The sequence below is a fragment of the Variovorax sp. WDL1 genome, from assembly GCF_001541225.1.
Classification (GTDB): Bacteria; Pseudomonadota; Gammaproteobacteria; order Burkholderiales; family Burkholderiaceae_C; genus Variovorax.
Genome location: NZ_LMTS01000282.1, coordinates 1 through 22,145 on the forward strand (window position 1 = coordinate 1; position 22,145 = coordinate 22,145).

Annotated in this window: 17 protein-coding genes and 2 tRNA genes; 18 read left to right on the plus strand and 1 reads right to left on the minus strand. The window is 64.8% G+C overall.

Annotation, left to right across the window (positions count from 1 at the left end; genetic code table 11):
- The first annotated feature begins 58 nt into the window (after positions 1 to 58).
- From APY03_RS34095 to APY03_RS34180, 18 genes are all read left to right on the plus strand, one after another.
- Positions 59 to 134 (plus strand) — tRNA-Trp (locus APY03_RS34095).
- 142 nt (positions 135 to 276) lie between these two features.
- Positions 277 to 660, plus strand: a complete 384-nt coding sequence (gene secE / locus APY03_RS34100; RefSeq protein WP_068684328.1) for a preprotein translocase subunit SecE — start codon at positions 277 to 279, stop codon at positions 658 to 660.
- On the plus strand, positions 660 to 1,256 hold the full coding sequence (gene nusG, locus APY03_RS34105) for a transcription termination/antitermination protein NusG (RefSeq protein ID WP_068684330.1): 597 nt from the start codon (positions 660 to 662) through the stop codon (positions 1,254 to 1,256). The genes secE and nusG overlap by 1 nt, the downstream gene beginning before the upstream one ends.
- Positions 1,257 to 1,370: 114 nt before the next feature.
- Positions 1,371 to 1,802, plus strand: coding sequence for a 50S ribosomal protein L11 (gene rplK, locus APY03_RS34110; protein WP_028252759.1), 432 nt, complete (start codon positions 1,371 to 1,373; stop codon positions 1,800 to 1,802).
- On the plus strand, positions 1,803 to 2,504 hold the full coding sequence (rplA, locus tag APY03_RS34115; RefSeq protein ID WP_068684332.1) for a 50S ribosomal protein L1: 702 nt from the start codon (positions 1,803 to 1,805) through the stop codon (positions 2,502 to 2,504).
- Between the two features lie 290 nt (positions 2,505 to 2,794).
- The gene (rplJ, locus tag APY03_RS34120; RefSeq protein WP_068684334.1) at positions 2,795 to 3,325 is read left to right on the plus strand and encodes a 50S ribosomal protein L10; all 531 of its coding nucleotides are present in this window, start codon (positions 2,795 to 2,797) and stop codon (positions 3,323 to 3,325) included.
- Positions 3,326 to 3,367: 42 nt separating this feature from the next.
- Positions 3,368 to 3,745, plus strand: a complete 378-nt coding sequence (gene rplL, locus APY03_RS34125; RefSeq protein ID WP_068684340.1) for a 50S ribosomal protein L7/L12 — start codon at positions 3,368 to 3,370, stop codon at positions 3,743 to 3,745.
- A 292-nt stretch (positions 3,746 to 4,037) separates the two neighbouring features.
- Positions 4,038 to 8,162 carry a DNA-directed RNA polymerase subunit beta gene (gene rpoB, locus APY03_RS34130; protein ID WP_068684342.1) on the plus strand — a complete coding sequence of 1,375 codons (4,125 nt, stop codon included), beginning with the start codon at positions 4,038 to 4,040 and terminating at the stop codon, positions 8,160 to 8,162.
- 19 nt (positions 8,163 to 8,181) lie between these two features.
- Positions 8,182 to 12,417 carry a DNA-directed RNA polymerase subunit beta' gene (gene rpoC, locus APY03_RS34135; protein ID WP_068684344.1) on the plus strand — a complete coding sequence of 1,412 codons (4,236 nt, stop codon included), beginning with the start codon at positions 8,182 to 8,184 and terminating at the stop codon, positions 12,415 to 12,417.
- An 83-nt stretch (positions 12,418 to 12,500) separates the two neighbouring features.
- Entirely contained in the window at positions 12,501 to 13,094 is a 594-nt protein-coding gene (locus tag APY03_RS34140) for a lema family protein (RefSeq protein ID WP_068684346.1), read from the plus strand.
- A 29-nt stretch (positions 13,095 to 13,123) separates the two neighbouring features.
- Positions 13,124 to 14,497: a 16S rRNA (cytosine(967)-C(5))-methyltransferase RsmB gene (rsmB, locus tag APY03_RS34145; RefSeq protein ID WP_068684372.1), complete on the plus strand. Its 1,374-nt coding sequence runs from the start codon at positions 13,124 to 13,126 to the stop codon at positions 14,495 to 14,497.
- 10 nt (positions 14,498 to 14,507) lie between these two features.
- Positions 14,508 to 15,110, plus strand: coding sequence for a DUF4390 domain-containing protein (locus APY03_RS34150; RefSeq protein WP_102905610.1), 603 nt, complete (start codon positions 14,508 to 14,510; stop codon positions 15,108 to 15,110).
- Positions 15,107 to 17,434 carry a sensor histidine kinase gene (locus APY03_RS34155; RefSeq protein WP_068684350.1) on the plus strand — a complete coding sequence of 776 codons (2,328 nt, stop codon included), beginning with the start codon at positions 15,107 to 15,109 and terminating at the stop codon, positions 17,432 to 17,434. Before APY03_RS34150 ends, APY03_RS34155 begins: the two co-directional genes overlap by 4 nt.
- 65 nt (positions 17,435 to 17,499) lie before the next feature.
- Positions 17,500 to 18,198 carry a response regulator gene (locus APY03_RS34160; protein WP_068684352.1) on the plus strand — a complete coding sequence of 233 codons (699 nt, stop codon included), beginning with the start codon at positions 17,500 to 17,502 and terminating at the stop codon, positions 18,196 to 18,198.
- Positions 18,199 to 18,214: 16 nt separating this feature from the next.
- Positions 18,215 to 18,290, plus strand: a tRNA-Phe gene (locus tag APY03_RS34165).
- 175 nt (positions 18,291 to 18,465) lie between these two features.
- The gene (locus tag APY03_RS34170) at positions 18,466 to 19,776 is read left to right on the plus strand and encodes a tyrosine-type recombinase/integrase (protein WP_083944760.1); all 1,311 of its coding nucleotides are present in this window, start codon (positions 18,466 to 18,468) and stop codon (positions 19,774 to 19,776) included.
- 106 nt (positions 19,777 to 19,882) lie between these two features.
- A complete protein-coding gene (locus tag APY03_RS34175; RefSeq protein ID WP_068684354.1) occupies positions 19,883 to 20,179 on the plus strand; it encodes a DNA-binding protein in 297 nt (98 codons plus the stop codon).
- A gap of 1 nt (position 20,180) precedes the next feature.
- Complete coding sequence (locus APY03_RS34180; RefSeq protein WP_068684355.1) at positions 20,181 to 20,504, plus strand: helix-turn-helix domain-containing protein; 324 nt, start codon at positions 20,181 to 20,183, stop codon at positions 20,502 to 20,504.
- A gap of 29 nt (positions 20,505 to 20,533) precedes the next feature.
- Here APY03_RS34180 and APY03_RS34185 read toward each other — a convergent pair whose 3' ends face one another.
- On the minus strand, positions 20,534 to 22,003 hold the full coding sequence (locus APY03_RS34185) for a caspase family protein (RefSeq protein ID WP_068684362.1): 1,470 nt from the start codon (positions 22,001 to 22,003) through the stop codon (positions 20,534 to 20,536).
- Between the last annotated feature and the right edge of the window lie 142 nt (positions 22,004 to 22,145).

Genomic DNA, 22,145 nt, shown 5'->3' on the forward strand with positions numbered 1-22,145 from the left:
CCGCACCGTGGGCTCTGGCGTGGTGGCGAAGATCCTGGACGTCTAAGCGATTTCGCGGAGGGGTATAGCTCAATTGGCAGAGCGTCGGTCTCCAAAACCGAAGGTTGTAGGTTCGATTCCTACTGCCCCTGCCACTCGAATGTGGCGTTGAGAAAGCCCGGCGCGGAACTGGCGGGCTGAGGAAACCCAAAGAGCCCGTCATGACCTGGCGGGCTTCGGCGTCTGGAATGGCGCATGAACTGAAGAGGCCGCAAGGCCGCAGGAACAAAGCCCAAGATGGCTACTTCTCAAATCGAAACCGTGAGCACCGGCGCAGACAAGGCCAAGCTGGCCGTGGCTGTCTTGCTCGCGGTGGGCGCCATCGTGGCGTTCTACCTGCTGTCGCGCCAGGGCGCGCTCGTGCAGTGGGCCGTCCTGCTGGTGGGCCTGGCGGCCGCCGTGGGTGCGTTCGCGAGTTCGGAGAACGGTCGCCAGCTGTGGGCCTTCGGTCGTGATTCGTGGCGCGAGGTCAAGAAGGTCGTGTGGCCCACCCGCAAGGAAACGATCCAGATGACCGCCTATGTGTTCGCCTTCGTCGTGGTGATGTCCGTCTTCCTCTGGCTCACGGACAAGACGCTCGAATGGGTGTTTTTCGACCTCATCCTGGGCTGGAGAAAATGATGACTGACGACGCTGTCGACACAACGCCGGAACATACGCCCGTGCTGGCGCCGCCCGCCAACCCTGACCTGCGCTGGTACGTGGTGCACGCGTACTCCGGCATGGAAAAGGCCGTGGAACGCAATATCACCGAGCGTATCAACCGCGCCGGCATGCAGGACAAGTTCGGCCGCATCCTGGTGCCGACCGAGGAAGTGGTCGAGATCAAGAACGGCCAGAAGCGCACCACCGAGCGCCGCTTCTTCCCGGGCTACGTGCTGGTCGAGATGATCATGGACGACGAGAGCTGGCACCTGGTGAAGCACACCAACAAGGTGACGGGTTTCGTCGGAGGCGCGAAGAACCGACCCGCCCCCATTTCGCAGAAGGAGGTCGAGGACATCGTCTCCCAGATGCAGCAGGGCACCGAGAAGCCGCGCCACAAGGTCGAGTTCATCGTGGGCGAGTTCGTGCGCGTCAAGGAAGGCCCGTTCACCGACTTCAACGGCACGGTCGAAGAAGTCAACTACGAGAAGAGCAAGGTGCGAGTGTCGGTCATGATCTTCGGCCGCGCGACGCCTGTTGAACTCGAATTCTCGCAAGTCGAGAAAACCTGAAGCAGTTTCGGCTGCGCGTTGTCCGACTCGCGCGCGGCCTTCATCGAAGAGTCGTCAACCCCGGGGAGCTGCGGCCGAGTAGGCCAAGGCGCTATGACCCGCAAGGAGTAAAGCATGGCGAAGAAAATCGTCGGCTTCATCAAGCTGCAAGTGCCAGCTGGTAAAGCCAATCCGTCGCCGCCGATCGGCCCCGCACTGGGCCAGCGCGGTTTGAACATCATGGAATTCTGCAAGGCGTTCAACGCGCAGACCCAGGGCGTCGAGCCCGGCCTGCCGCTGCCGGTGGTCATCACCGCGTTCGCCGACAAGAGTTTCACCTTCATCATCAAGACGCCGCCGGCGATCACGCTCATCAAGAAGGCCATCAAGCTCGAGAAGGGCTCCGCGCGTCCGCACACCGACAAGGTCGGCAAGATCACGCGCGCGCAGCTCGAAGAGATCGCCAAGACCAAGATGAAGGACCTGACCGCCGCTGACCTGGACGCGGCGGTCCGCACCATCGCCGGCTCTGCCCGGTCGATGGGCGTGAATGTGGAGGGCGTGTAAATGGCCAAGATCACCAAGAAGCAGAAGGCGTTGGCAGGCAAGGTCGACAGCAACAAGCTGTACCCGCTCGTCGACGCGATCGGCATCGTCAAGGAGGCTGCCACCGCGAAGTTCGATGAGTCGATCGACGTGGCCGTGCAGCTCGGCATCGACGCCAAGAAGTCCGACCAGGTGGTGCGCGGCGCGGTTGTGATGCCCAACGGCACCGGCAAGACCAAGCGCGTGGCCGTGTTCGCCCAGGGCGCCAAGGCCGAGGAAGCCAAGGCCGCCGGCGCTGACATCGTCGGCATGGACGATCTGGCTGCCCAGGTGAAGGCCGGTGACATGCCCTTCGACGTGGTGATCGCTGCGCCGGACGCGATGCGCGTGGTCGGTGCGCTGGGCCAGATCCTCGGCCCGCGCGGCCTGATGCCGAACCCCAAGGTCGGCACCGTGACGCCCGACGTTGCGACGGCTGTCAGGAACGCCAAGGCTGGCCAGGTGCAGTTCCGCGTCGACAAGGCGGGGATCATCCATGGCACGATCGGCCGCCGTTCGTTCGATACCGACAAGCTGCAGGGCAATCTGGCCGCGCTGATAGAGGCGCTGGTCAAGGCCAAGCCGGCCTCGAGCAAGGGCATCTACCTGCGCAAGGTGGCCGTGTCGTCGACGATGGGTGTGGGTGTCCGCGTGGACACGCAGACCATCTCGGCACAGGGCTGAGGCGCATGAAAGCGGGCCTTGCTCCGGCAGGCCCCATGAGATCGGCCCCGTTGCCTGTCAAAGGGCGGCGGGGCGATGTGGTGGGTCGAGGCGGCGTGCGAGCGCTGTCCCGGGCCATCCAAGACCGCTGGCGTGCAGGAGTGCCTGCACTTAATCGCCTCGACATTCGCGAGGCAGCCAGCGCAGATGGCGATCCCGCTGCAAGGAATCCGTTTCCGAAACAGTTGGTCGCTGCATGAAGCGCGTCCCGAGGCTCCCGCGCCGAAGGATGCATTGAAAAGGAGTAGACCTTGAGTCTGAATCGCAGTGAGAAAGAAGCGGTCGTCAGTGATGTGACCAGCCTCGCCGCAAAAGCTCAAACGCTCGTGATGGCGGAATACCGTGGCATCACGGTCGCTGACATGACCCGTCTGCGCAATGATGCGCGCAGCAAGGGTGTGACCCTGAGTGTTCTCAAGAACACACTGGCACGCCGTGCTGTCGCAGGTAGCGCATTCGAAGTCGTCGGCGACCAGATGACCGGTCCGCTGATCTATGGCTTCTCCGAGGATGCCGTGGCCGCCGCGAAGGTGGTGGCCGATTTCGCAAAGACCAACGACAAGCTGGTCATTCGCGGCGGTGCCTTCGGTGGCAAGGCCCTGGACGTCGAAGGCGTGAAGCAACTGGCCAACATCCCTTCCAAGGAAGTGCTGCTGGCACAACTGCTGGGCTTGATGCAGTCCCCGATCTCGCGCACGGCACGTGTCCTGGCCGCGCTCGCCGAGAAGCGTGGTGGCGGCGAAGCCCCGGCCGAGGCTGCGGCCGAACCCCAGGCAGCCTGAGCTTGCTTTTGAAAAATTCAACCCAATTGTTAGGAAATCAAAATGGCATTCGATAAAGACGCATTTCTGACCGCGCTGGACAGCATGACGGTCCTGGAACTCAACGACCTGGTGAAAGCCATCGAAGAGAAGTTCGGCGTGAGCGCAGCAGCCATGGCCGCTCCGGCCGCCGGTGGTGGCGGTGCCGCTGCCGCTGCCGTCGAGGAAAAGACCGAGTTCAACGTGATGCTGATGGAAGCCGGCGCGAACAAGGTTGCCGCGATCAAGGCCGTGCGCGAAATCACCGGCCTGGGCCTGAAGGAAGCCAAGGACCTGGTGGAAGCCGCTCCCAAGGCCGTGAAGGAAGGTGTGGCCAAGGCCGACGCCGAAGCGATGAAGAAGAAGCTGGAAGACGCTGGCGCCAAGGCGGAATTGAAGTAATTCGATTCCCACGCAGGGCTGGAGCGCGCCGAAAGGCCCTCCAGCCTTTGCCGCTTTCAGAGCGCACCCAAAAGTCGGCGGATGTCGGCTTGGCCGGCGACCGCGAGGTTGACGGAAAAGCCAGATCAAACCGATTTTTGAGTGTCTTCTGACCCCGACTGCAGAAGACCCCTTGGTTCGGGTGATGTGCAACGCATCACTGTCCGCCAACGGCTGGTAGTGGCCAGCCGCCAAGCAGTGGCGCGAAAGCGCTGCTGACAAGTCGCTGAAGATCTCAAGCTCCGGAGCTCTCATGGCCCAAACGTCCACGTACAGTTACACCGAACGCAAGCGCATCCGAAAGAATTTCGGTAACCGCGACAGCGTCGTCGAAATTCCCTATCTGCTGCAGATGCAGAAGGACGCCTACACCGCGTTCCTGCAAGCCGGTATCCCCCCCCAGAAACGCACGGTGGAAGGCCTGCAGGCCGCGTTTGACGCCGCCTTCCCGATCGTCTCGCACAACGGTTTCGTGGAAATGAAATTCCTCGAGTACAACCTCGCGAAGCCGGCTTTCGACGTCCGCGAGTGCCAGACCCGTGGCCTGACCTTCGCCTCGGCCGTGCGCGCCAAGGTGCAGCTGATCATCTACGACCGCGAGTCCTCCACCTCGCAGTCGAAGGTGGTCAAGGAAGTGAAGGAGCAGGAGGTCTACATGGGCGAGGTGCCGCTCATGACCGAAAAGGGTTCCTTCATCATCAACGGCACCGAGCGCGTGATCGTCTCGCAGCTGCACCGCTCGCCGGGCGTGTTCTTCGAGCATGACAAGGGCAAGACGCACAGCTCGGGCAAGCTGCTGTTCTCGGCCCGCGTGATCCCCTACCGCGGCTCCTGGCTGGACTTCGAGTTCGACCCGAAGGACATGCTGTACTTCCGCGTCGACCGTCGCCGCAAGATGCCGGTGACGATCCTGCTGAAGGCCATCGGCCTGAACCCGGAATCGATCCTCGCGAACTTCTTCGTCAACGACAACTTCCGCCTGATGGACAGCGGCGCGCAGATGGAGTTCGTCTCCGAGCGCCTGCGCGGCGAAGTCGCGCGCTTCGACATCACCGACAAGTCGGGCAAAGTGGTGGTCGCCAAGGACAAGCGCGTCACTGCGCGCCACACGCGCGAGCTCGAGCAGACGGGCACCACGCACATCAGCGTGCCGGAAGACTTCCTGGTCGGCCGCGTGCTGGCGCGCAACATCGTCGACGCCGACTCCGGCGAGATCCTGGCCAAGGCCAATGACGAGCTGACCGAAGCGCTGCTGAAGAAGCTGCGCGCCGCCGGCGTGCAGGAGCTGCAGGCCATCTACACCAACGAACTCGACCAGGGTGCGTACATCTCGCAGACCCTGCGCATCGACGAGACGGTAGACGAGTTCGCCGCCCGGGTGGCCATCTACCGCATGATGCGCCCCGGCGAGCCGCCGACGGAAGATGCGGTGCAGGCCCTGTTCCAGCGGCTGTTCTACAACCCCGACACGTACGACCTGTCGCGTGTCGGCCGCATGAAGTTCAACGCCAAGGTCGGCCGCGACGAGTCGACGGGGCCGATGGTGCTGACCAACGAGGACATCCTCGCCGTGGTCAAGATCCTGGTGGACCTGCGCAACGGCCGCGGCGAGGTCGACGACATCGACCACCTCGGCAATCGCCGCGTGCGCTGCGTCGGCGAATTGGCCGAGAACCAGTACCGCACCGGCCTTGCCCGCATCGAGAAGGCCGTCAAGGAGCGACTGGGCCAAGCCGAGCAAGAGCCGCTGATGCCGCACGACCTGATCAACAGCAAGCCGATCTCGGCCGCGTTGAAAGAGTTCTTCGGCGCCTCGCAGCTGTCGCAGTTCATGGACCAGACCAACCCGCTGTCCGAGATCACGCACAAGCGTCGCGTCTCGGCCCTCGGCCCGGGCGGCCTGACGCGCGAGCGTGCCGGCTTCGAAGTGCGTGACGTGCACGTCACGCACTACGGCCGCGTGTGCCCGATCGAGACGCCTGAAGGCCCGAACATCGGCCTGATCAATTCGCTGGCGCTGTACGCCCGCCTGAACGAGTACGGCTTCATCGAGACGCCCTACCGCCGCGTCGTGGACGGCAAGGTCACGAACGAGATCGACTACCTCTCGGCCATCGAGGAAGGCAAGTACGTGATCGCGCAGGCCAACGCCGCGCTCGACAAGGAGGGCCGCCTGACGGGCGACCTGGTGTCGGCGCGCGAGACTGGCGAATCGATCCTGGTCTCCGCCGAGCGCGTGCAGTACATGGACGTGTCGCCGGCGCAGATCGTTTCGGTAGCCGCCTCGCTGGTGCCCTTCCTGGAGCACGACGACGCCAACCGCGCGCTGATGGGCGCCAACATGCAGCGCCAGGCGGTGCCGGTGCTGCGTCCCGAGAAGGCCTTCGTCGGCACCGGCATCGAACGCGTCTCCGCGATCGACTCCGGCACGGTCGTCACGGCCAGCCGCGGCGGCGTGGTCGACTACGTCGACGCCACCCGCATCGTGGTGCGGGTGAACGACGCCGAAGCGGCGGCCGGTGAGGTTGGCGTGGACATCTACAACCTGATCAAGTATCAGCGTTCGAACCAGAACACCAACATCCACCAGCGTCCGATCGTCAAGCGCGGCGACAAGATCGCCAAGGGCGACGTGATCGCCGACGGTGCCTCGACCGATCTGGGCGAGCTGGCGCTGGGCCAGAACATGCTGGTCGCGTTCATGCCCTGGAACGGCTACAACTTCGAGGACTCGATCCTGATCAGCGAGCGCGTGGTTGCCGAAGACCGCTATACCTCGATCCACATCGAGGAGCTGGTGGTGATGGCGCGCGACACCAAGCTGGGCGCCGAAGAAATCACCCGGGACATCCCGAACCTGGCCGAGCAGCAGCTCAACCGCCTGGACGAATCCGGGATCATCTACGTGGGCGCCGAAGTGCAGCCCGGCGACACTCTGGTCGGCAAGGTCACGCCCAAGGGCGAGACCACGCTGACGCCTGAAGAGAAGCTGCTGCGCGCGATCTTCGGCGAGAAGGCTTCCGATGTGAAGGACACCTCGCTGCGCGTGGACCAGGGCTCGCAGGGCACCGTGATCGATGTGCAGGTGTTCACCCGCGAAGGCATCCAGCGCGACAAGCGTGCCCAGCAGATCATCGACGACGAGCTCAAGCGCTTCCGCCTGGACCTGAACGACCAGCTGCGTATCGTCGAGGCCGACGCCTTCGACCGGATCGAGAAGCTCCTGACGGGCAAGGTTGCCAACGGCGGGCCGAACAAGCTGGCCAAGGGCAGCAAGCTCGACAAGGCGTACCTCTCGTCGATCGAGAAGTTCCACTGGTTCGACATTCGTCCGGCGGAAGACGAGGTGGCCTCGCAGCTCGAGTCGATCAAGAACTCGCTGGAGCAGACGCGCCACAGCTTCGACCTCGCGTTCGAAGAGAAGCGCAAGAAGCTCACGCAGGGCGACGAGCTGCCCGCGGGCGTGCTCAAGATGGTCAAGGTCTACCTGGCCGTCAAGCGCCGTCTCCAGCCCGGCGACAAGATGGCCGGCCGCCACGGCAACAAGGGCGTGGTGTCGAAGATCGTTCCGGTCGAGGACATGCCTCACATGGCCGACGGCACGCCGTGCGACATCTGCCTGAACCCGTTGGGCGTGCCCTCGCGGATGAACGTCGGGCAGGTGCTCGAAGTGCATCTGGGTTGGGCGGGCAAGGGTGTGGGTCAGCGCATCGGCGATCTGCTGCAGGCCGAGGCGAAGGTGGCCGAGCTGCGCCAGTTCATGGACAAGCTCTACAACGGCTCGGGGCGCAAGGAAGACCTCGCCAAGCTGAGCGACGCCGACATCCTCGAGATGGCCGGGAACCTGTCGACCGGCGTGCCTTTCGCGACCCCCGTGTTCGACGGCGCCTCGGAAGAGGAAATCCGCGGCATGCTGCACCTCGCCTACCCGGACGAGATCGCGAAGGCCAAGGGCCTGACCGCGTCGCGCACCCAGGCCTACCTGTACGACGGACGCACGGGCGATCAGTTCGAGCGCCCAGTGACGGTCGGCTACATGCACGTGCTCAAGCTGCACCATCTGGTGGACGACAAGATGCACGCCCGCTCCACCGGCCCGTACAGCCTGGTCACGCAGCAGCCGTTGGGCGGCAAGGCGCAATTCGGCGGCCAGCGTTTCGGGGAAATGGAAGTGTGGGCGCTCGAAGCGTACGGCGCTGCCTACGTCCTGCAGGAAATGCTGACCGTGAAGTCCGACGACGTGCAGGGCCGTACCAAGGTCTACGAAAGCATCGTCAAGGGCGAACACTCGATCGAAGCCGGCATGCCGGAGTCGTTCAATGTGCTGGTCAAGGAAATCCGTTCGCTGGGTCTCGACATCGAGCTCGAGCGTTCGTAACAGAAGAGGACAGAGTCACATGAAATCGCTACTCGACCTATTCAAGCAATTCACGCCGGACGAGCATTTCGATGCCATCCGCATCGGCATGGCTTCGCCCGAGAAGATCCGTTCGTGGTCCTTCGGCGAGGTGAAGAAGCCTGAGACCATCAACTACCGGACCTTCAAGCCCGAGCGCGACGGTCTCTTCTGCGCCAAGATCTTCGGCCCGATCAAGGACTACGAGTGCCTGTGCGGCAAGTACAAGCGCCTCAAGCACCGCGGCGTGATCTGCGAGAAGTGCGGCGTCGAAGTCACGCAGACCAAGGTGCGCCGCGAGCGCATGGGCCACATCGACCTGGCCGCGCCTTGCGCGCACATCTGGTTCCTGAAGTCGTTGCCGTCGCGCCTGGGCCTCGTGCTCGACATGACGCTGCGCGACATCGAACGCGTGCTGTACTTCGAAGCCTACGTGATCACCGACCCCGGCATGACGCCGCTGAAGAAGTTCGGCATCATGTCCGAGGACGACTACGACGCGAAGCGCAAGGAATACGGCGACGAGTTCATCGCCAAGATGGGCGCCGAGGGCATCAAGGACCTGCTGATGGGCATCGAGCTCGACAGCGAGATCGAGAAGCTGCGCGGCGACCTGACGGGCTCCGAAGTCAAGGTCAAGAAGAACTCCAAGCGCCTCAAGGTGCTGGAAGCCTTCCGCAAATCGGGCATCAAGCCCGAGTGGATGGTGCTGGACGTGCTGCCCGTGCTGCCGCCGGACCTGCGTCCGCTGGTGCCGCTGGACGGAGGCCGCTTCGCGACATCCGACCTGAACGACCTCTACCGTCGCGTCATCAACCGCAATTCGCGCCTGCGCCGCCTGCTCGAGCTGAAGGCGCCGGAGATCATTGCACGCAACGAGAAGCGGATGCTGCAGGAGGCTGTTGACAGCCTGCTGGACAACGGCCGCCGCGGCAAGGCCATGACGGGCGCCAACAAGCGCGCCCTCAAGTCGCTCGCCGACATGATCAAGGGCAAGAGCGGCCGCTTCCGCCAGAACCTGCTGGGCAAGCGCGTCGACTACTCGGGCCGTTCGGTCATCGTGGTGGGCCCGACGCTCAAGCTGCACCAGTGCGGCCTGCCGAAGTTGATGGCGCTTGAACTGTTCAAGCCCTTCATCTTCTCGCGCCTGGAAGCCATGGGCATCGCCACCACCATCAAGGCGGCGAAGAAGGAAGTCGAATCCGGCACGCCGGTGGTCTGGGACATCCTGGAAGAGGTGATCAAGGAGCACCCGGTGATGCTGAACCGTGCACCGACGTTGCACCGCCTCGGCATCCAGGCCTTCGAGCCGATCCTGATCGAAGGCAAGGCGATCCAGCTGCACCCGCTCGTTTGCGCCGCCTTCAACGCCGACTTCGACGGCGACCAGATGGCCGTGCACGTGCCGCTGTCGGTGGAAGCGCAGATGGAAGCCCGCACGCTGATGCTGGCCTCCAACAACGTGCTGTTCCCGGCGAGCGGCGAGCCCTCGATCGTGCCTTCGCAGGACGTGGTGCTGGGTCTCTACTACACGACGCGCGAGCGCATCAACGGCAAGGGCGAAGGCCTGGTCTTCTCCGACATCGGCGAAGTCCAGCGCGCGCTGGATGCCGACGTCGTGGAGCTGACCGCCAAGGTCAGCGTGCGCATCAAGGAGTACACCAAGGACAAGGACTCGGGTGAGTTCACCGCCAAGACCGAGCTGGTCGACACCACCGTCGGCCGTGCGCTGCTGTCCGAGATCCTGCCGAAAGGCCTGCCGTTCTCGAACATCAACAAGGCGCTGAAGAAGAAGGAAATTTCCAAGCTCATCAATGCCTCCTTCCGCAAGTGCGGCCTGAAGGAGACCGTGGTCTTCGCTGACAAGCTGCTGCAGAACGGCTTCCGCCTGGCGACCAAGGCGGGTATCTCGATTGCCATCGACGACATGCTGGTGCCCTCCGAGAAGCACGGCATCATCGATCGCTCTGCCAAGGAAGTGAAGGAGATCGAGCAGCAGTACGTCTCGGGCCTGGTCACCGCCGGCGAGCGCTACAACAAGGTGGTCGACATCTGGGGCAAGGCCGGCGACGAAGTGTCGAAGGTCATGATGTCCAAGCTCTCGAAAGAGAAGGTGATCGACCGCCACGGCAAGGAAGTGGAGCAGGAGTCCTTCAACTCCATCTACATGATGGCCGACTCGGGCGCTCGCGGTTCCGCCGCGCAGATCCGGCAGGTGGCCGGCATGCGCGGCCTGATGGCCAAGCCGGACGGCTCGATCATCGAGACGCCGATCACCGCCAACTTCCGCGAAGGCCTGAACGTGCTGGAGTACTTCATCTCCACCCACGGCGCCCGGAAGGGCCTGGCCGACACTGCGCTGAAGACTGCGAATTCCGGCTACCTGACGCGTCGCCTGGTCGACGTGACGCAGGACCTGGTCGTGATCGAGCAGGACTGCGGCACGATGGACGGCACGGTGATGCGCGCCATCGTCGAAGGCGGTGAAGTCATCGAGTCGCTGCGCGAGCGAATCCTCGGCCGCACCGCGGCCGAAGACGTCCTGCACCCCGAGACGCGTGCCGTTCTGGCCAAGGCCGGCGATATGCTCGACGAGGACATGATCGAAGCGCTGGAGAACGAGGGCGTGGACGAGGTCAAGGTGCGCACCGCGCTCACCTGTTCGACCCGATTCGGCCTGTGCGCCAAGTGCTATGGCCGCGACCTCGGCCGCGGCGGCCTGGTCAACAACGGCGAAGCGGTCGGCGTGATTGCGGCGCAGTCGATCGGCGAGCCCGGCACGCAGCTGACGATGCGGACCTTCCACATCGGCGGCGCGGCTTCGCGTGCGGCAGTGGCGTCGAGCGTCGAGGCCAAGTCCAACGGCGTGATCGGCTTCAACGCCACGATGCGCTACGTGACCAACAGCAAGAACGAGCTGGTGGTGATCGCACGTTCGGGCGAGATCGTCATCCATGACGAGCACGGCCGCGAGCGCGAGCGCCACAAGGTGCCCTACGGCGCGACCCTGGCTGTCAAGGCCGACCAGCAGGTCAAGGCCGGCCACGTGCTGGCCAACTGGGACCCGCTGACGCGCCCGATCATCACGGAGTTCGCTGGCAAGACCAAGTTCGAGAACGTCGAGGAAGGCCTCACGGTCGCGAAGCAGGTGGACGAGGTCACGGGCCTGTCCACCCTGGTGGTCATCGATCCGAAGCGGCGCGGCGCGGCCAAGGTCGTGCGTCCGCAGGTGAAGCTGATCGACGTTGCCGGCAACGAGGTGAAGATCCCCGGCACCGACCACTCGGTGACCATCGGCTTCCCCGTCGGCGCGCTGGTGCAGGTGCGAGACGGCCAGGACGTGGGCCCCGGCGAAGTGCTGGCGCGCATCCCGGTCGAAGGGCAGAAGACCCGCGACATCACCGGCGGTCTGCCGCGCGTGGCCGAGCTCTTCGAGGCTCGTTCGCCCAAGGACAAGGGCATGCTGGCCGAGATGACCGGCACCGTGTCCTTCGGCAAGGAGACCAAGGGCAAGGTGCGGCTGCAGATCACCGATCCGGACGGCAAGGTCTGGGAAGAGCTGGTGCCCAAGGAGAAGAACATCCTGGTGCATGAAGGCCAGGTGGTGAACAAGGGCGAGTCGATCGTCGACGGTCCGGCCGATCCGCAGGACATCCTGCGCCTGCTGGGCTCCGAGGAACTGGCGCGCTACATCGTGGACGAGGTGCAGGACGTGTACCGCTTGCAGGGTGTGAAGATCAACGACAAGCACATCGAGGTGATCGTTCGCCAGATGCTGCGCCGTGTCGTGGTCGAGAACCCGGGCGATACCAACTACATCGCCGGCGAGCAGGTCGAGCGCAGCGAGATCCTCAACACCAACGACGCTCTGCGCGCCGAGGACAAGCTGCCCGCGACCTACACCAACCTGCTGCTGGGTATCACGAAGGCGTCGCTCTCGACCGACAGCTTCATCAGCGCCGCTTCGTTCCAGGAAACGACGCGCGTGCTGACCGAAGCCGCGATCATGGGCAAGCGCGACGAGCTGCGCGGGCTGAAGGAGAACGTCATCGTCGGCCGCCTCATCCCCGCGGGCACCGGCATGGCTTACCACCAGGCACGCAAGGTCAAGGACGCGATGGACGAGGCCGAGCGCCGCGCCATCGCCGAGGCGGAAGCCGCCGAGCTGTCCGGTAGCGCCGCCTCGACCGATGACGCCAGCACGGCCGATGCCAGCGAAGGCGCTGCGACCGAATAACTGGTTAGCATCGCCGGCATGACCGGTCTCCCACGCCCCCCTTCCGCCCGCGGATCGGGGGCTTTTTTCTTGCGGAGGGTTGCGTGAGCGGCCTGCCCGATTCGCTCCCGTGGTGGATCCTCGGCGCGGTGGCGCTGTTCTGGTTCATCGGCGCCTACAACCGCATCGTGCGACTCCGGTCAAGGGCGCTGCAGGCTTATGCGACGCTCGACGTGGCGCTGCTGCGCCAGCTCGATTTCGTCCAGGCGCGCCTCGCCGAGGAACTCGCACCCCCGCAGGCCTCGTCCGGCACGCAACGCGAGGACGCCGGGCTGAAGGCATCCGCCGGCCAACTGGTCACGCTGCTGGCCGCCACCCGTCTCAAACCGCTGGACCCCGCTCGCATCGCGGCCCTGGCGACCGCGTTGCACGTGATGCTGAGCACCTGGCAGAGGCTGCATCCCGACGCGGTGGTCAGCTTCGAGGCCGACGGGACCCTGTCGCGCCCCGCCCCGCTCAGCGGCCGTGACGAGGGCGCTCCCGCGCCCATGGCCTGGCCCGAGCCCTCGGCGGCCGCCGAAATCGCGCGCAACCAGTTCAACCAGGCGGTGGAGCAGTACAACGCGGCGATCGTCCAGTTCCCGGCGCTGCTGGTGGCGTGGATCATGCAGCTGCGACCGGCAGCGCCCTTGCGCTGACATCGCTTTTGTCCATCATCGATTTCAAGTTGGCAGACTCTTCAGATCCCCATCACGCGGCGCAGCCCTTCGCGCCCCCCCTCTGGCGCCAGTTGCAGCTCACCGCCATCGCGCTTGCCGCCATCCGCGGCGGCGTGTCCGGCACCGTGGCCTTCGAAGCCGTCCCGCCGGCCCTGCGGCCGGGGGTGCAGGCGCTGGGCTACCAGGTGCTGCGCTGGCTTGGGCGGGCCGAAGCCCTGCGCCGGCAACTGGCCAAGCGCACGCCGCCGCCGGCCGCAGATGCCTTGCTTTGCACCGCCCTTGCCCTGGCCTGGGACCCTGCGCAGGCGCCCTACGAGCCTTTCACCCTCGTCGACCAAACGGTCGAGGCAGCCAAGCGCAATCCCGCCACGCGCGCACAGGCCAGCTTCGTCAACGCCTGCCTGCGCCGCTTCCTGCGGGAACGGCAGGAGCTGGTGGCCGCGACCGACCGCGAGCCCGTCGCCCAGTGGAACCATCCGCGCTGGTGGATCGAGCGCCTCCGGCGCGACCACCCGCGCGACTGGCAGCACATCCTGGCCGCGGACAACACACAGGCGCCGTTGACGCTGCGGGTCAACCTCCGCCAGGGAGACCGGCCCTCGTACCAGGCGGCACTGGCGGTCGCTGGGCTTCAGGCGGTCCCGGTGGCCGCCGCCGGACTGCAGCTGCTGCGCGCCCGGCCGGTGCAGGAGCTGCCGGGCTTCGCCGAGGGGCATTGCTCGGTGCAGGACGCCGCCGCCCAGCTCGCGGCGCCGCTGCTGCTCGGCGGCCTGCTCGGCACCGCGCAGGGGGCCAGTCCCCTGCGAGTGCTCGACGCCTGTGCGGCGCCCGGCGGCAAGACCGCCCACCTGCTCGAACTGGCCGGCCCCGACGCCATCGAACTCACCGCGCTCGAGGTCGATGCCGCGCGCAGCCGGCGCATCGACGAGACCCTCGCCCGGCTCGGCCTGAGCGCCAAGGTCGTCGTGGCCGATGCCGGCCGGCCGAAGGACTGGTGGGACGGCCGGGCCTTCGATGCCATCCTGCTCGACGCACCCTGCACCGCCTCCGGCATCGTTCGCCGTCATCCGGACGTGCGGTGGCTGCGCCGCGAGAGCGACATAGAGCGGCTGGCGCTGTTGCAGGCCATGCTGCTGGCGGCCCTCTGGCCTCTGGTTCGGGAGGGCGGACGCCTGCTCTACTGCACCTGTTCGGTTTTCAAGGAGGAGGGCGTGCACCAGATCGATGCGTTCCTTGCGCACAACACCGACGCCCGTTTGCTGCTCTCGCCAGGCCATTTGCTGCCGCAAAGCGGGGGGATTGCCCGTGGCGTCCCGGACAATGCCTTGGGTGATCACGACGGCTTTTTCTACGCTTTGCTTGAAAAACAGGCGCCCCGCTGAACGTCGGGGCATGGGATGGCTGGCAGTCCTGCTGGCGCTGACCTGCTTCCTGGCCTGCTGGTCGGTGCCTGCGCGAGCCCAGTCCGGAAAGAGCGCCACCGTGAGTCAGCTGAAGCTCGAACAGGCAGACGATGGCGTCTACCTCAACGCCCAGGTGCAGTTCGAACTGCCCAACCTGGTCGAGGAGGTGCTCGAAAAGGGCATCGCGATCTATTTCGTCGCCGAGGCCGAGCTCTATCGCGAGCGCTGGTACTGGACCGATCAGAAGGTGGCGCAGGCGGCGCGGCACATGCGGCTTGCCTACCAGCCGCTCACCCGACGCTGGCGGCTCAACGTGTCGCCGGTGCCGATCACCAACTCGGGCTTCGGCGTCTCGCTGAACCAGAATTTCGATACGCTTCCGGAAGCGCTCGACGGCGTGCGGCGGGTGGCCCGATTGCGGCTCGGCGACATCTCCGAGATCGGCGACGAGGGGCTCCACCCGGTGACCTTCCGCTTCCGCCTCGACACCTCGCAACTGCCGCGGCCCTTCCAGATCGGCGTGGTCGGCCAGGCTGACTGGAACATCTCCGTCGAGCGCAGCGCGCGCTTGCCGCTGGAGAAGGCGAAGTGAGCAAGGACTCTCCGTCTGGCGGCCGCCGATCGTCGGCAGCAAGCCGCGCGCGAGCCATCCGCTGGGCCATCGGCGTCAGCGCCTTCCTGGTCACTGCGATCGGGCTGGTGTTGATGTTCCTGTTGGCGCAGTCCACCAACAACCGGGAACTCTACGAACGCAACTACGCGCGCCTGTTCGGCATCAACGTGGTCGTGGCGACGGTGCTCGTGCTGGTCATCGGCTGGGTCGCCTTCCGCCTGTTGCGGCGGCTGCGCCAGGGCAAGTTCGGCAGCCGCCTGCTGATCAAGCTGGCCGCCATCTTCGCGTTGGTGGGTGTGGTGCCCGGGGCGCTGGTATACGTGGTCTCCTACCAGTTCGTGGCGCGCTCGATCGAGAGCTGGTTCGACGTCAAGGTCGAGGGCGCGCTGGACGCCGGCCTGAACCTGGGGCGCGCGACCCTGGACTCGCTGTCGGACGACTTGCTGAGCAAGGTGCGAGGCGCCAGCAGCCAGCTTGCCGACGTGCCCGACGCCAGCGCCGGACTGGCGCTCGAGCGCATCCGCGACCAGTTGGGTGCCACCGACGTGGTGCTCTGGACGGGCTCCGGACAACTGATCGCCGGGGCGGGCGCCTCGCGCTTCCAGCTCAACCCCGAGCGGCCCTCGCCGCAGCAGTTGCGCCAGGTGCGCGCCGATCGCGCCATCGCCCACATCGAAGGGTTGGACGAGAGCCCCGGGCCCGGGGTGACGCAGCCGCCGCCGGCCAGCGTACGGGCTCTGGCGCTGGTGCAGCGCCCCGGCTTCGACTTCAGGACCGAGCCGCGCTTCCTGCAGGTCGTCCAGCCGCTGCCGCCCGCGGTGGTGGCCAATGCGCTCGCGGTGCAGGAGGCGAATCGCGAGTACCAGGAGCGAGCGCTGGCGCGCGAAGGTTTGCGCCGCATGTACATCGGCACCCTGACCCTGACGCTCTTCCTCGCCGTGTTCGGAGCGGTGTTGCTCGCGGTGCTGTTCGGTACCCAGCTCGCGCGGCCGCTGCTCGTGTTGGCCGACGGCGTGCGGCAGGTAGCCGGCGGCGACCTGCGGCCCACTGCCGTGGTCCAGGGCCGGGACGAGCTCGGCGGCCTCACGCGCTCCTTCGCGGTCATGACCCAGCAGCTGGCCGACGCGCGGGCGGCGGTCGAGAAGACCCTGGGCGAACTCGATGCGGCGCGCGGCAACCTGCAAACCATCCTCGACAACCTGACCTCGGGCGTGATGGTGCTGGACAAGAATGGCATCGTGCTGTCCACCAATCCCGGCGCCACGCGCGTGCTGCGCGCGCCCCTCGCGGCCTTCGAGGGGCAACGGCTGGTCGATGTGCCCGGCCTGGCCGAGTTCGGGCAGGCCGTGCAACAGCAGTTCGACGATTTCGAGGTCGAGCGCCTGCAGCACGGCCTCGATCATTGGCAGCATGCCTTCGAGCTGCACACCAGTGGCGAGGGCCTGTCGCAGGACGCAGTCAACATCGTTGCGCGCGGCGCGCAGCTGCCGGGCGAGGCGCGGCTGCTGGTGTTCGACGACATCTCCGAGATCGTGTCGGCCCAGCGGGCTCAGGCCTGGGGCGAAGTGGCGCGCCGCCTCGCGCACGAGATCAAGAACCCGCTCACGCCGATCCAGCTGTCGGCCGAGCGCCTCGAGATGAAACTCAGCGGCAAGGTTGCCCCTGCCGAGGAGGCGGTGCTGGTCAAGTCGGTCCGGACCATCGTCGACCAGGTCGACGCGATGAAGCGGCTGGTCAACGAGTTTCGCGACTATGCCCGGCTGCCGGCGGCGGATCTGAAGGCGGTCGATCTCAACGCGCTGGTGGCCGACGTGCTCCAGCTCTACGCTGCCGAGAACACGCCCATTGCACTGCGCTGCGAGCTCGACGAGCGTTGCCCGCCGATCCGTGCCGATGCGCAGCAGATTCGGCAGATCATTCACAACTTGTTGCAAAACGCGCAGGACGCAGCGGAGGCTGCGGCCCACGGGAGCGGGCGCCCCGGCGAGGTCGTCATCCGAACGCGGCTGGCCGATTCGGGCCAGCGCGTGCGGCTCACGGTGCAAGACAGCGGGCCGGGCTTTGCCGAGAACATCCTCAAGCGCGCCTTCGAGCCCTACGTCACGACCAAGACGAAGGGCACCGGCCTCGGGCTGGCCGTGGTCAAGAAGATTGCCGACGAGCACGGTGCCCGCATCGAACTTTCCAATCGCACCGTCGACGGGGCTGTGGCTGGTGCGCAAGTCTCGTTATCATTCGTATTGGCTGGCGGGGCGCAGGGAGCGCTCGCTCACGCCAAGGACTCGACGTCGCCCGTCGCCTGAGCGCTTGCTTGCGCGGCGGGGCGGGTCTGCAAGACACCCCCAACCGGCGCACAACACAAGCATTCATGGCAAACATCCTCGTGGTCGACGACGAGCTAGGCATTCGGGACCTGCTCTTCGAAATTCTGAACGACGAAGGCCACAACGTCGAGCTCGCGGAGAACGCAGCGGAAGCCCGTGCCGCACGGCAGCGCGCGCGCCCCGATCTCGTTCTGCTCGACATCTGGATGCCCGACACCGACGGCGTCACGTTGCTCAAGGAATGGTCGACCGCCGGACTCCTGAGCATGCCGGTCATCATGATGAGTGGCCACGCCACCATCGACACCGCGGTCGATGCAACCCGCATCGGCGCCTTTGCTTTCCTCGAGAAGCCGATCACCCTGCAGAAGCTGCTGAAGGCGGTCGAGCAAGGACTGGCGCGCGAGAACGCACGCCGCGCGGCAGCCAGCGTGGTGCCGACCACCGCGAACAACCTTGCCACTGTGGTCACCACGATGGGCGAAAACTCGCTGGTGCCCGCGGCTCCGCAGATCGCTGCGGTCGACACCGGCCCGCAGGCCATGCAGAGCTTCGATCTCGACCGGCCGCTGCGCGATGCGCGCGACGGGTTCGAGAAGGCGTACTTCGAATTCCATCTCGCGATGGAGAATGGATCGATGACGCGCGTGGCCGAGAAGACCGGCCTCGAACGCACCCATCTTTATCGCAAGTTGAAGCAGCTCGGCGTCGATCTCTCGAGAGGCCGCCGAGGCGCTGTATAATCGCCGGCTGCACACAGGCCCGGTAGCTCAGTTGGTAGAGCAGCGGATTGAAAATCCGCGTGTCGGTGGTTCGATTCCGCCCCAGGCCACCATCACATGTACGCCCAGTCCCTCCCGACTGGGCGTTTTCATTTGTGCGACAAGGACTTAGCTCCGAAATGTCGCTCACAACGTCCCAGGTCGTTCCGTTACATCCCCGATTTGCCCGTACCCCGGGCCGTACCCTAGAGTCGTTTCATCGAAAACGGCCTCTGGGGGTACGGGATCATGGGACAGCTGAGCGAAACGCAGATCAAGGCCATCAAGACAGGCCCGAAAGAATTCTTCCTTAACGACGGGGACGGTCTCTTCCTGCGCGTGCGTGATACCGGGAAGACCTGGGTCTATCGCTACGAGAAGGATGGCAAGACCGTCAAGCTCGGACTGGGTCCGTACCCCGCCGTGACGCTTGCGCAGGCCCGTGCCAAGGCCTACGAGGCCAACAGCCTGCGCGCCGACGGGCAGGACCTCAAGGAAGTCCGTCGGCAAAAGGAAGAGCAGGAACGAGCCGCGCGCTTGAATACCTTCGAACTGCTGGCGCGTGCCTGGGTCACCGGCGCAAAGAAGGACCGGGAGTGGTCGAACGGCTACGCCGACAAGGTCATCCGGCACTTGGAAATCCATGTCTTTCCCTGGGTCGGCGATCGGCCCATCGACACGATCGCGCCGACAGAGATCGTGCGATGCCTGCACCGGATCAAGGACCGCGGCAACTTGGAGACTGCGCAGCGCGTTCGAGAGGCCGTGCAGCACGTCTACCAGTACTCGGTGGACGTTGGTGCCCTGGAGCCGGCCAAGAACTTCGTCAACAAGCGCACCGCCGGCCTGCCATCGCCGCGCAGCCGCCACTACGCGGCGATCACCGACCCAGGGCAACTTGGACAACTACTGCGCGACATCCGCGACTACAACGGCGCCTTCATCACGCGTTGCGCCCTGCGGCTTGCACCCATGATTTTCCAGCGGCCTGGCCAACTGCGCCTTGCCGAATGGGAGGACATCAACCTCGACCGCGAACTCTGGCGTTGCCCGCCTGAGAAGATGAAGCTGCGCGAATGGCAGAAACGTGACGTCCGCACACCAGCCCACTTGGTGCCATTGCCGCGCCAGGCGACCGCGCTGCTTCAGGATCTGTACCCGCTGACCGGTCCGACAGGCCCGGTCTTCCGCAGCATGTCGCGTCGCTCGGAGAAAAGTCGCTACATCAGCGACAACACCATCAATGCCGCGCTGCGCACCATGGGCTACGACACGAAGGAGCAGATCACCGGTCATGGTTTCCGTGCTACCGCCCGTACCATGATTCGCGAGCACTTAGGCTGGGACTCGGACGTCATCGAGCGCCATCTGGCGCATGTGTCCGACGAGGAACTGGGCGGCAGCTACGACCGTACGACCTTTTTGGTCCAGCGCAAGACGATGGTGCAGCAGTGGGCCGACTTCCTAGACGAGCTGGAGGCCGGCAGGATGCCTGTGCAGGAGGGGGGCAACGTGCTGCAGTTCGTGAGGATACCGAGCCATCCAGCCCGGCGTGCTTGATGCATCGTCTTTGCAGTGCCTTTGCTGATGCGGGCAGAGCTCGAGGTATGGGCTTCAAGAGGAGATTTACATGACTACGGGATTCCCGTATAATCTAAACGAAGCGATGCGCATCGTTGTCGAGACGCCGACCTTCCAGAAACAGGCCGAAAAAGTCTGGTCGGAAGATGAGCGATTGGCCTTCATCGACTGGATCGCGGCCAACCCGCTGGCGGGTGATGTGGTTCCAAGTGCCGATGGTGCGCGCAAAGTGCGCTGGGCGCGCGCCGGGACTGGCAAGTCGAGCGGAGCAAGGGTGATCTACTTCAACCTGACCGAGGAAGAGATCGTGTTGTTGGTGGCGGTGTACGCCAAGGCGGAGCGCGGGAATATGGCTCCCTCCGAGATCAGAAAGGCGGTGTGACGTGGGCATCAGGAAGACCGACATCGAAGCCGTGGCAAGGGCCATCGAGGCCGATGCGGGCGAGGTGCTGCCTGACCTGCGTCAGGCGTTGACGGAAGCCAAGGAGGGCGTGGGACGTGTGACCACGCCTGAGCAAATCTTGGTGCGCCAAGCTCGACAAAAGAGCGGACTGACGCAGGCCGATTTTGCCGAGCGCATCGGCACCCCCGTGGCGACTCTGCGCGACTGGGAACAAGGCCGGTTCTCGCCGCCGGGGGCGGCATTGAAGTTGTTGCAACTCATCGTGAAGCATCCCGAACTGTCAGCCGAATTGGCGGTCGCTTGATGGACGGTGGTCGTGTCGACCGAGGCCAACTACCGTCTTCGTGTCGTCCACCCGTACGGGAAGTGGATCTTCTCATCACCGGTCTTGGAAAAAGACGCATATTTGATCGTGAGTAGCTGCACGGGGACAACCATCTGTTCGGCAATGCGCTCTTCAAACTTCGCAAGGCTCAGTTTTTCAAGCATGGGTGGCTCTCCGGGCTCGGGAGCATAGTCGGCATCCTCCATCCACAAGATGCTGTCGCCACCGCAATGCACAGACTTCAGGATGTGGCTGCCCTCCTTGGCGCCTGCTTTGGTGACCACATCGACGACAACCGCGTGATTTTTTCCTGGGACCACATAGAAGCGCGCGATGTCCGGCAGCAGACATTCGGCGATGAAGTCGAAGCTCGGCTTGAGGCGCGGGTGTTGCTGAAGACGAAACAGCTCTTGGAACTTTCTGGTCTTGAACTCTTTGCGCAAACGCGCATCGGGGTCGAAGAAGACCTCGAATAGCATCCCGTCCAAAAGCGCCTTACGCCGTTCTGGCTTCAGGCCAGCGGTGCGCGACATGAAGTCGGCTATGTAGGCATTTGCACCGTTCGATTCACCGCACGCTGCCTGGTAGATGTTTCGGCCGACGACAAAAAGCGAGTTCGATGATGCGCGTCCAGCCACGTCGGCGGTGAACTCTTCGATAGCTGGATTCTGCCGATACCAGTCGTGCGTCTTCAGAGCCTTGATGACACCGTGAGAGGTCTTCTTGTCGTCGACAATGAACAGGTCGTCGCGAAGCGATGTATCCGCATATTCGTCGATGCGCGCGCCGAGGCTCAGGTTGAAGAAGAAGTCCCCCGCGAGTGAAGTGTGCTCCCAGGAAATCTGCTTGCCATCCGTCGCCGTGCTGAGCGTGTTGCGAACGCGTTTGAACATGCCCTCGATGGAGCAATCAGGCGTCGCGAGGTGTTCAAGGAGCGCCGCTGTGTAGGCACCATTGCGACCCCGGCCGTCGCTGGCGACCTGTCCCGGAGAGGTGGCATAGGCGACCATGGTCCCCCTGGGGGCATAGACCGGAGCGAGGCCACGGGAACTCATCGACCGGACCCACGCGCGCTCGAATGGGTTGTTGCGGCACGCGTCGAGGATGATGATGCTTGAGGCGTTGTTAGCCTTCTCCATCACGTCAATGACCTGATTGAGCGCAAGCGACGAATGCTTGGCCTCAACCTCGCCACTCACATCAGTATCGACGGCAGCCAGGTAGTTGCTGCCGTCAACCTGCATGCCATGGCCAGCGAAGAAGAACAGTCCGACATCGCTGTCCTTCAGCGCCTTCTTGAAGTCCTTAAGCGCCTGATCCATCTCTTGGTGCGAGCAGTTCAGTTTGGTCGCCACGGTGAAGCCGCATTCGGTGAGCTTCGCGGAGATGTCCGTGGCATCGTGTCCTGGATTCTTTAGCTTGCCGGCGTCCGCATAGTCGGCATTGCCGATGACGAGAGCTGTAAGGCGACGGCTCATGGCAGCATTCCTCCGCCGTTCTCCACCACAGCCGAGCGAACCAGCTCACGAACTCCGCGTAGGAACTCAATTGCGGGCGCCGTGTTCACCGTCCCAGGGACGGGCGCTGCCAACTCATAGATGCCGCGGATATCGACCGCGC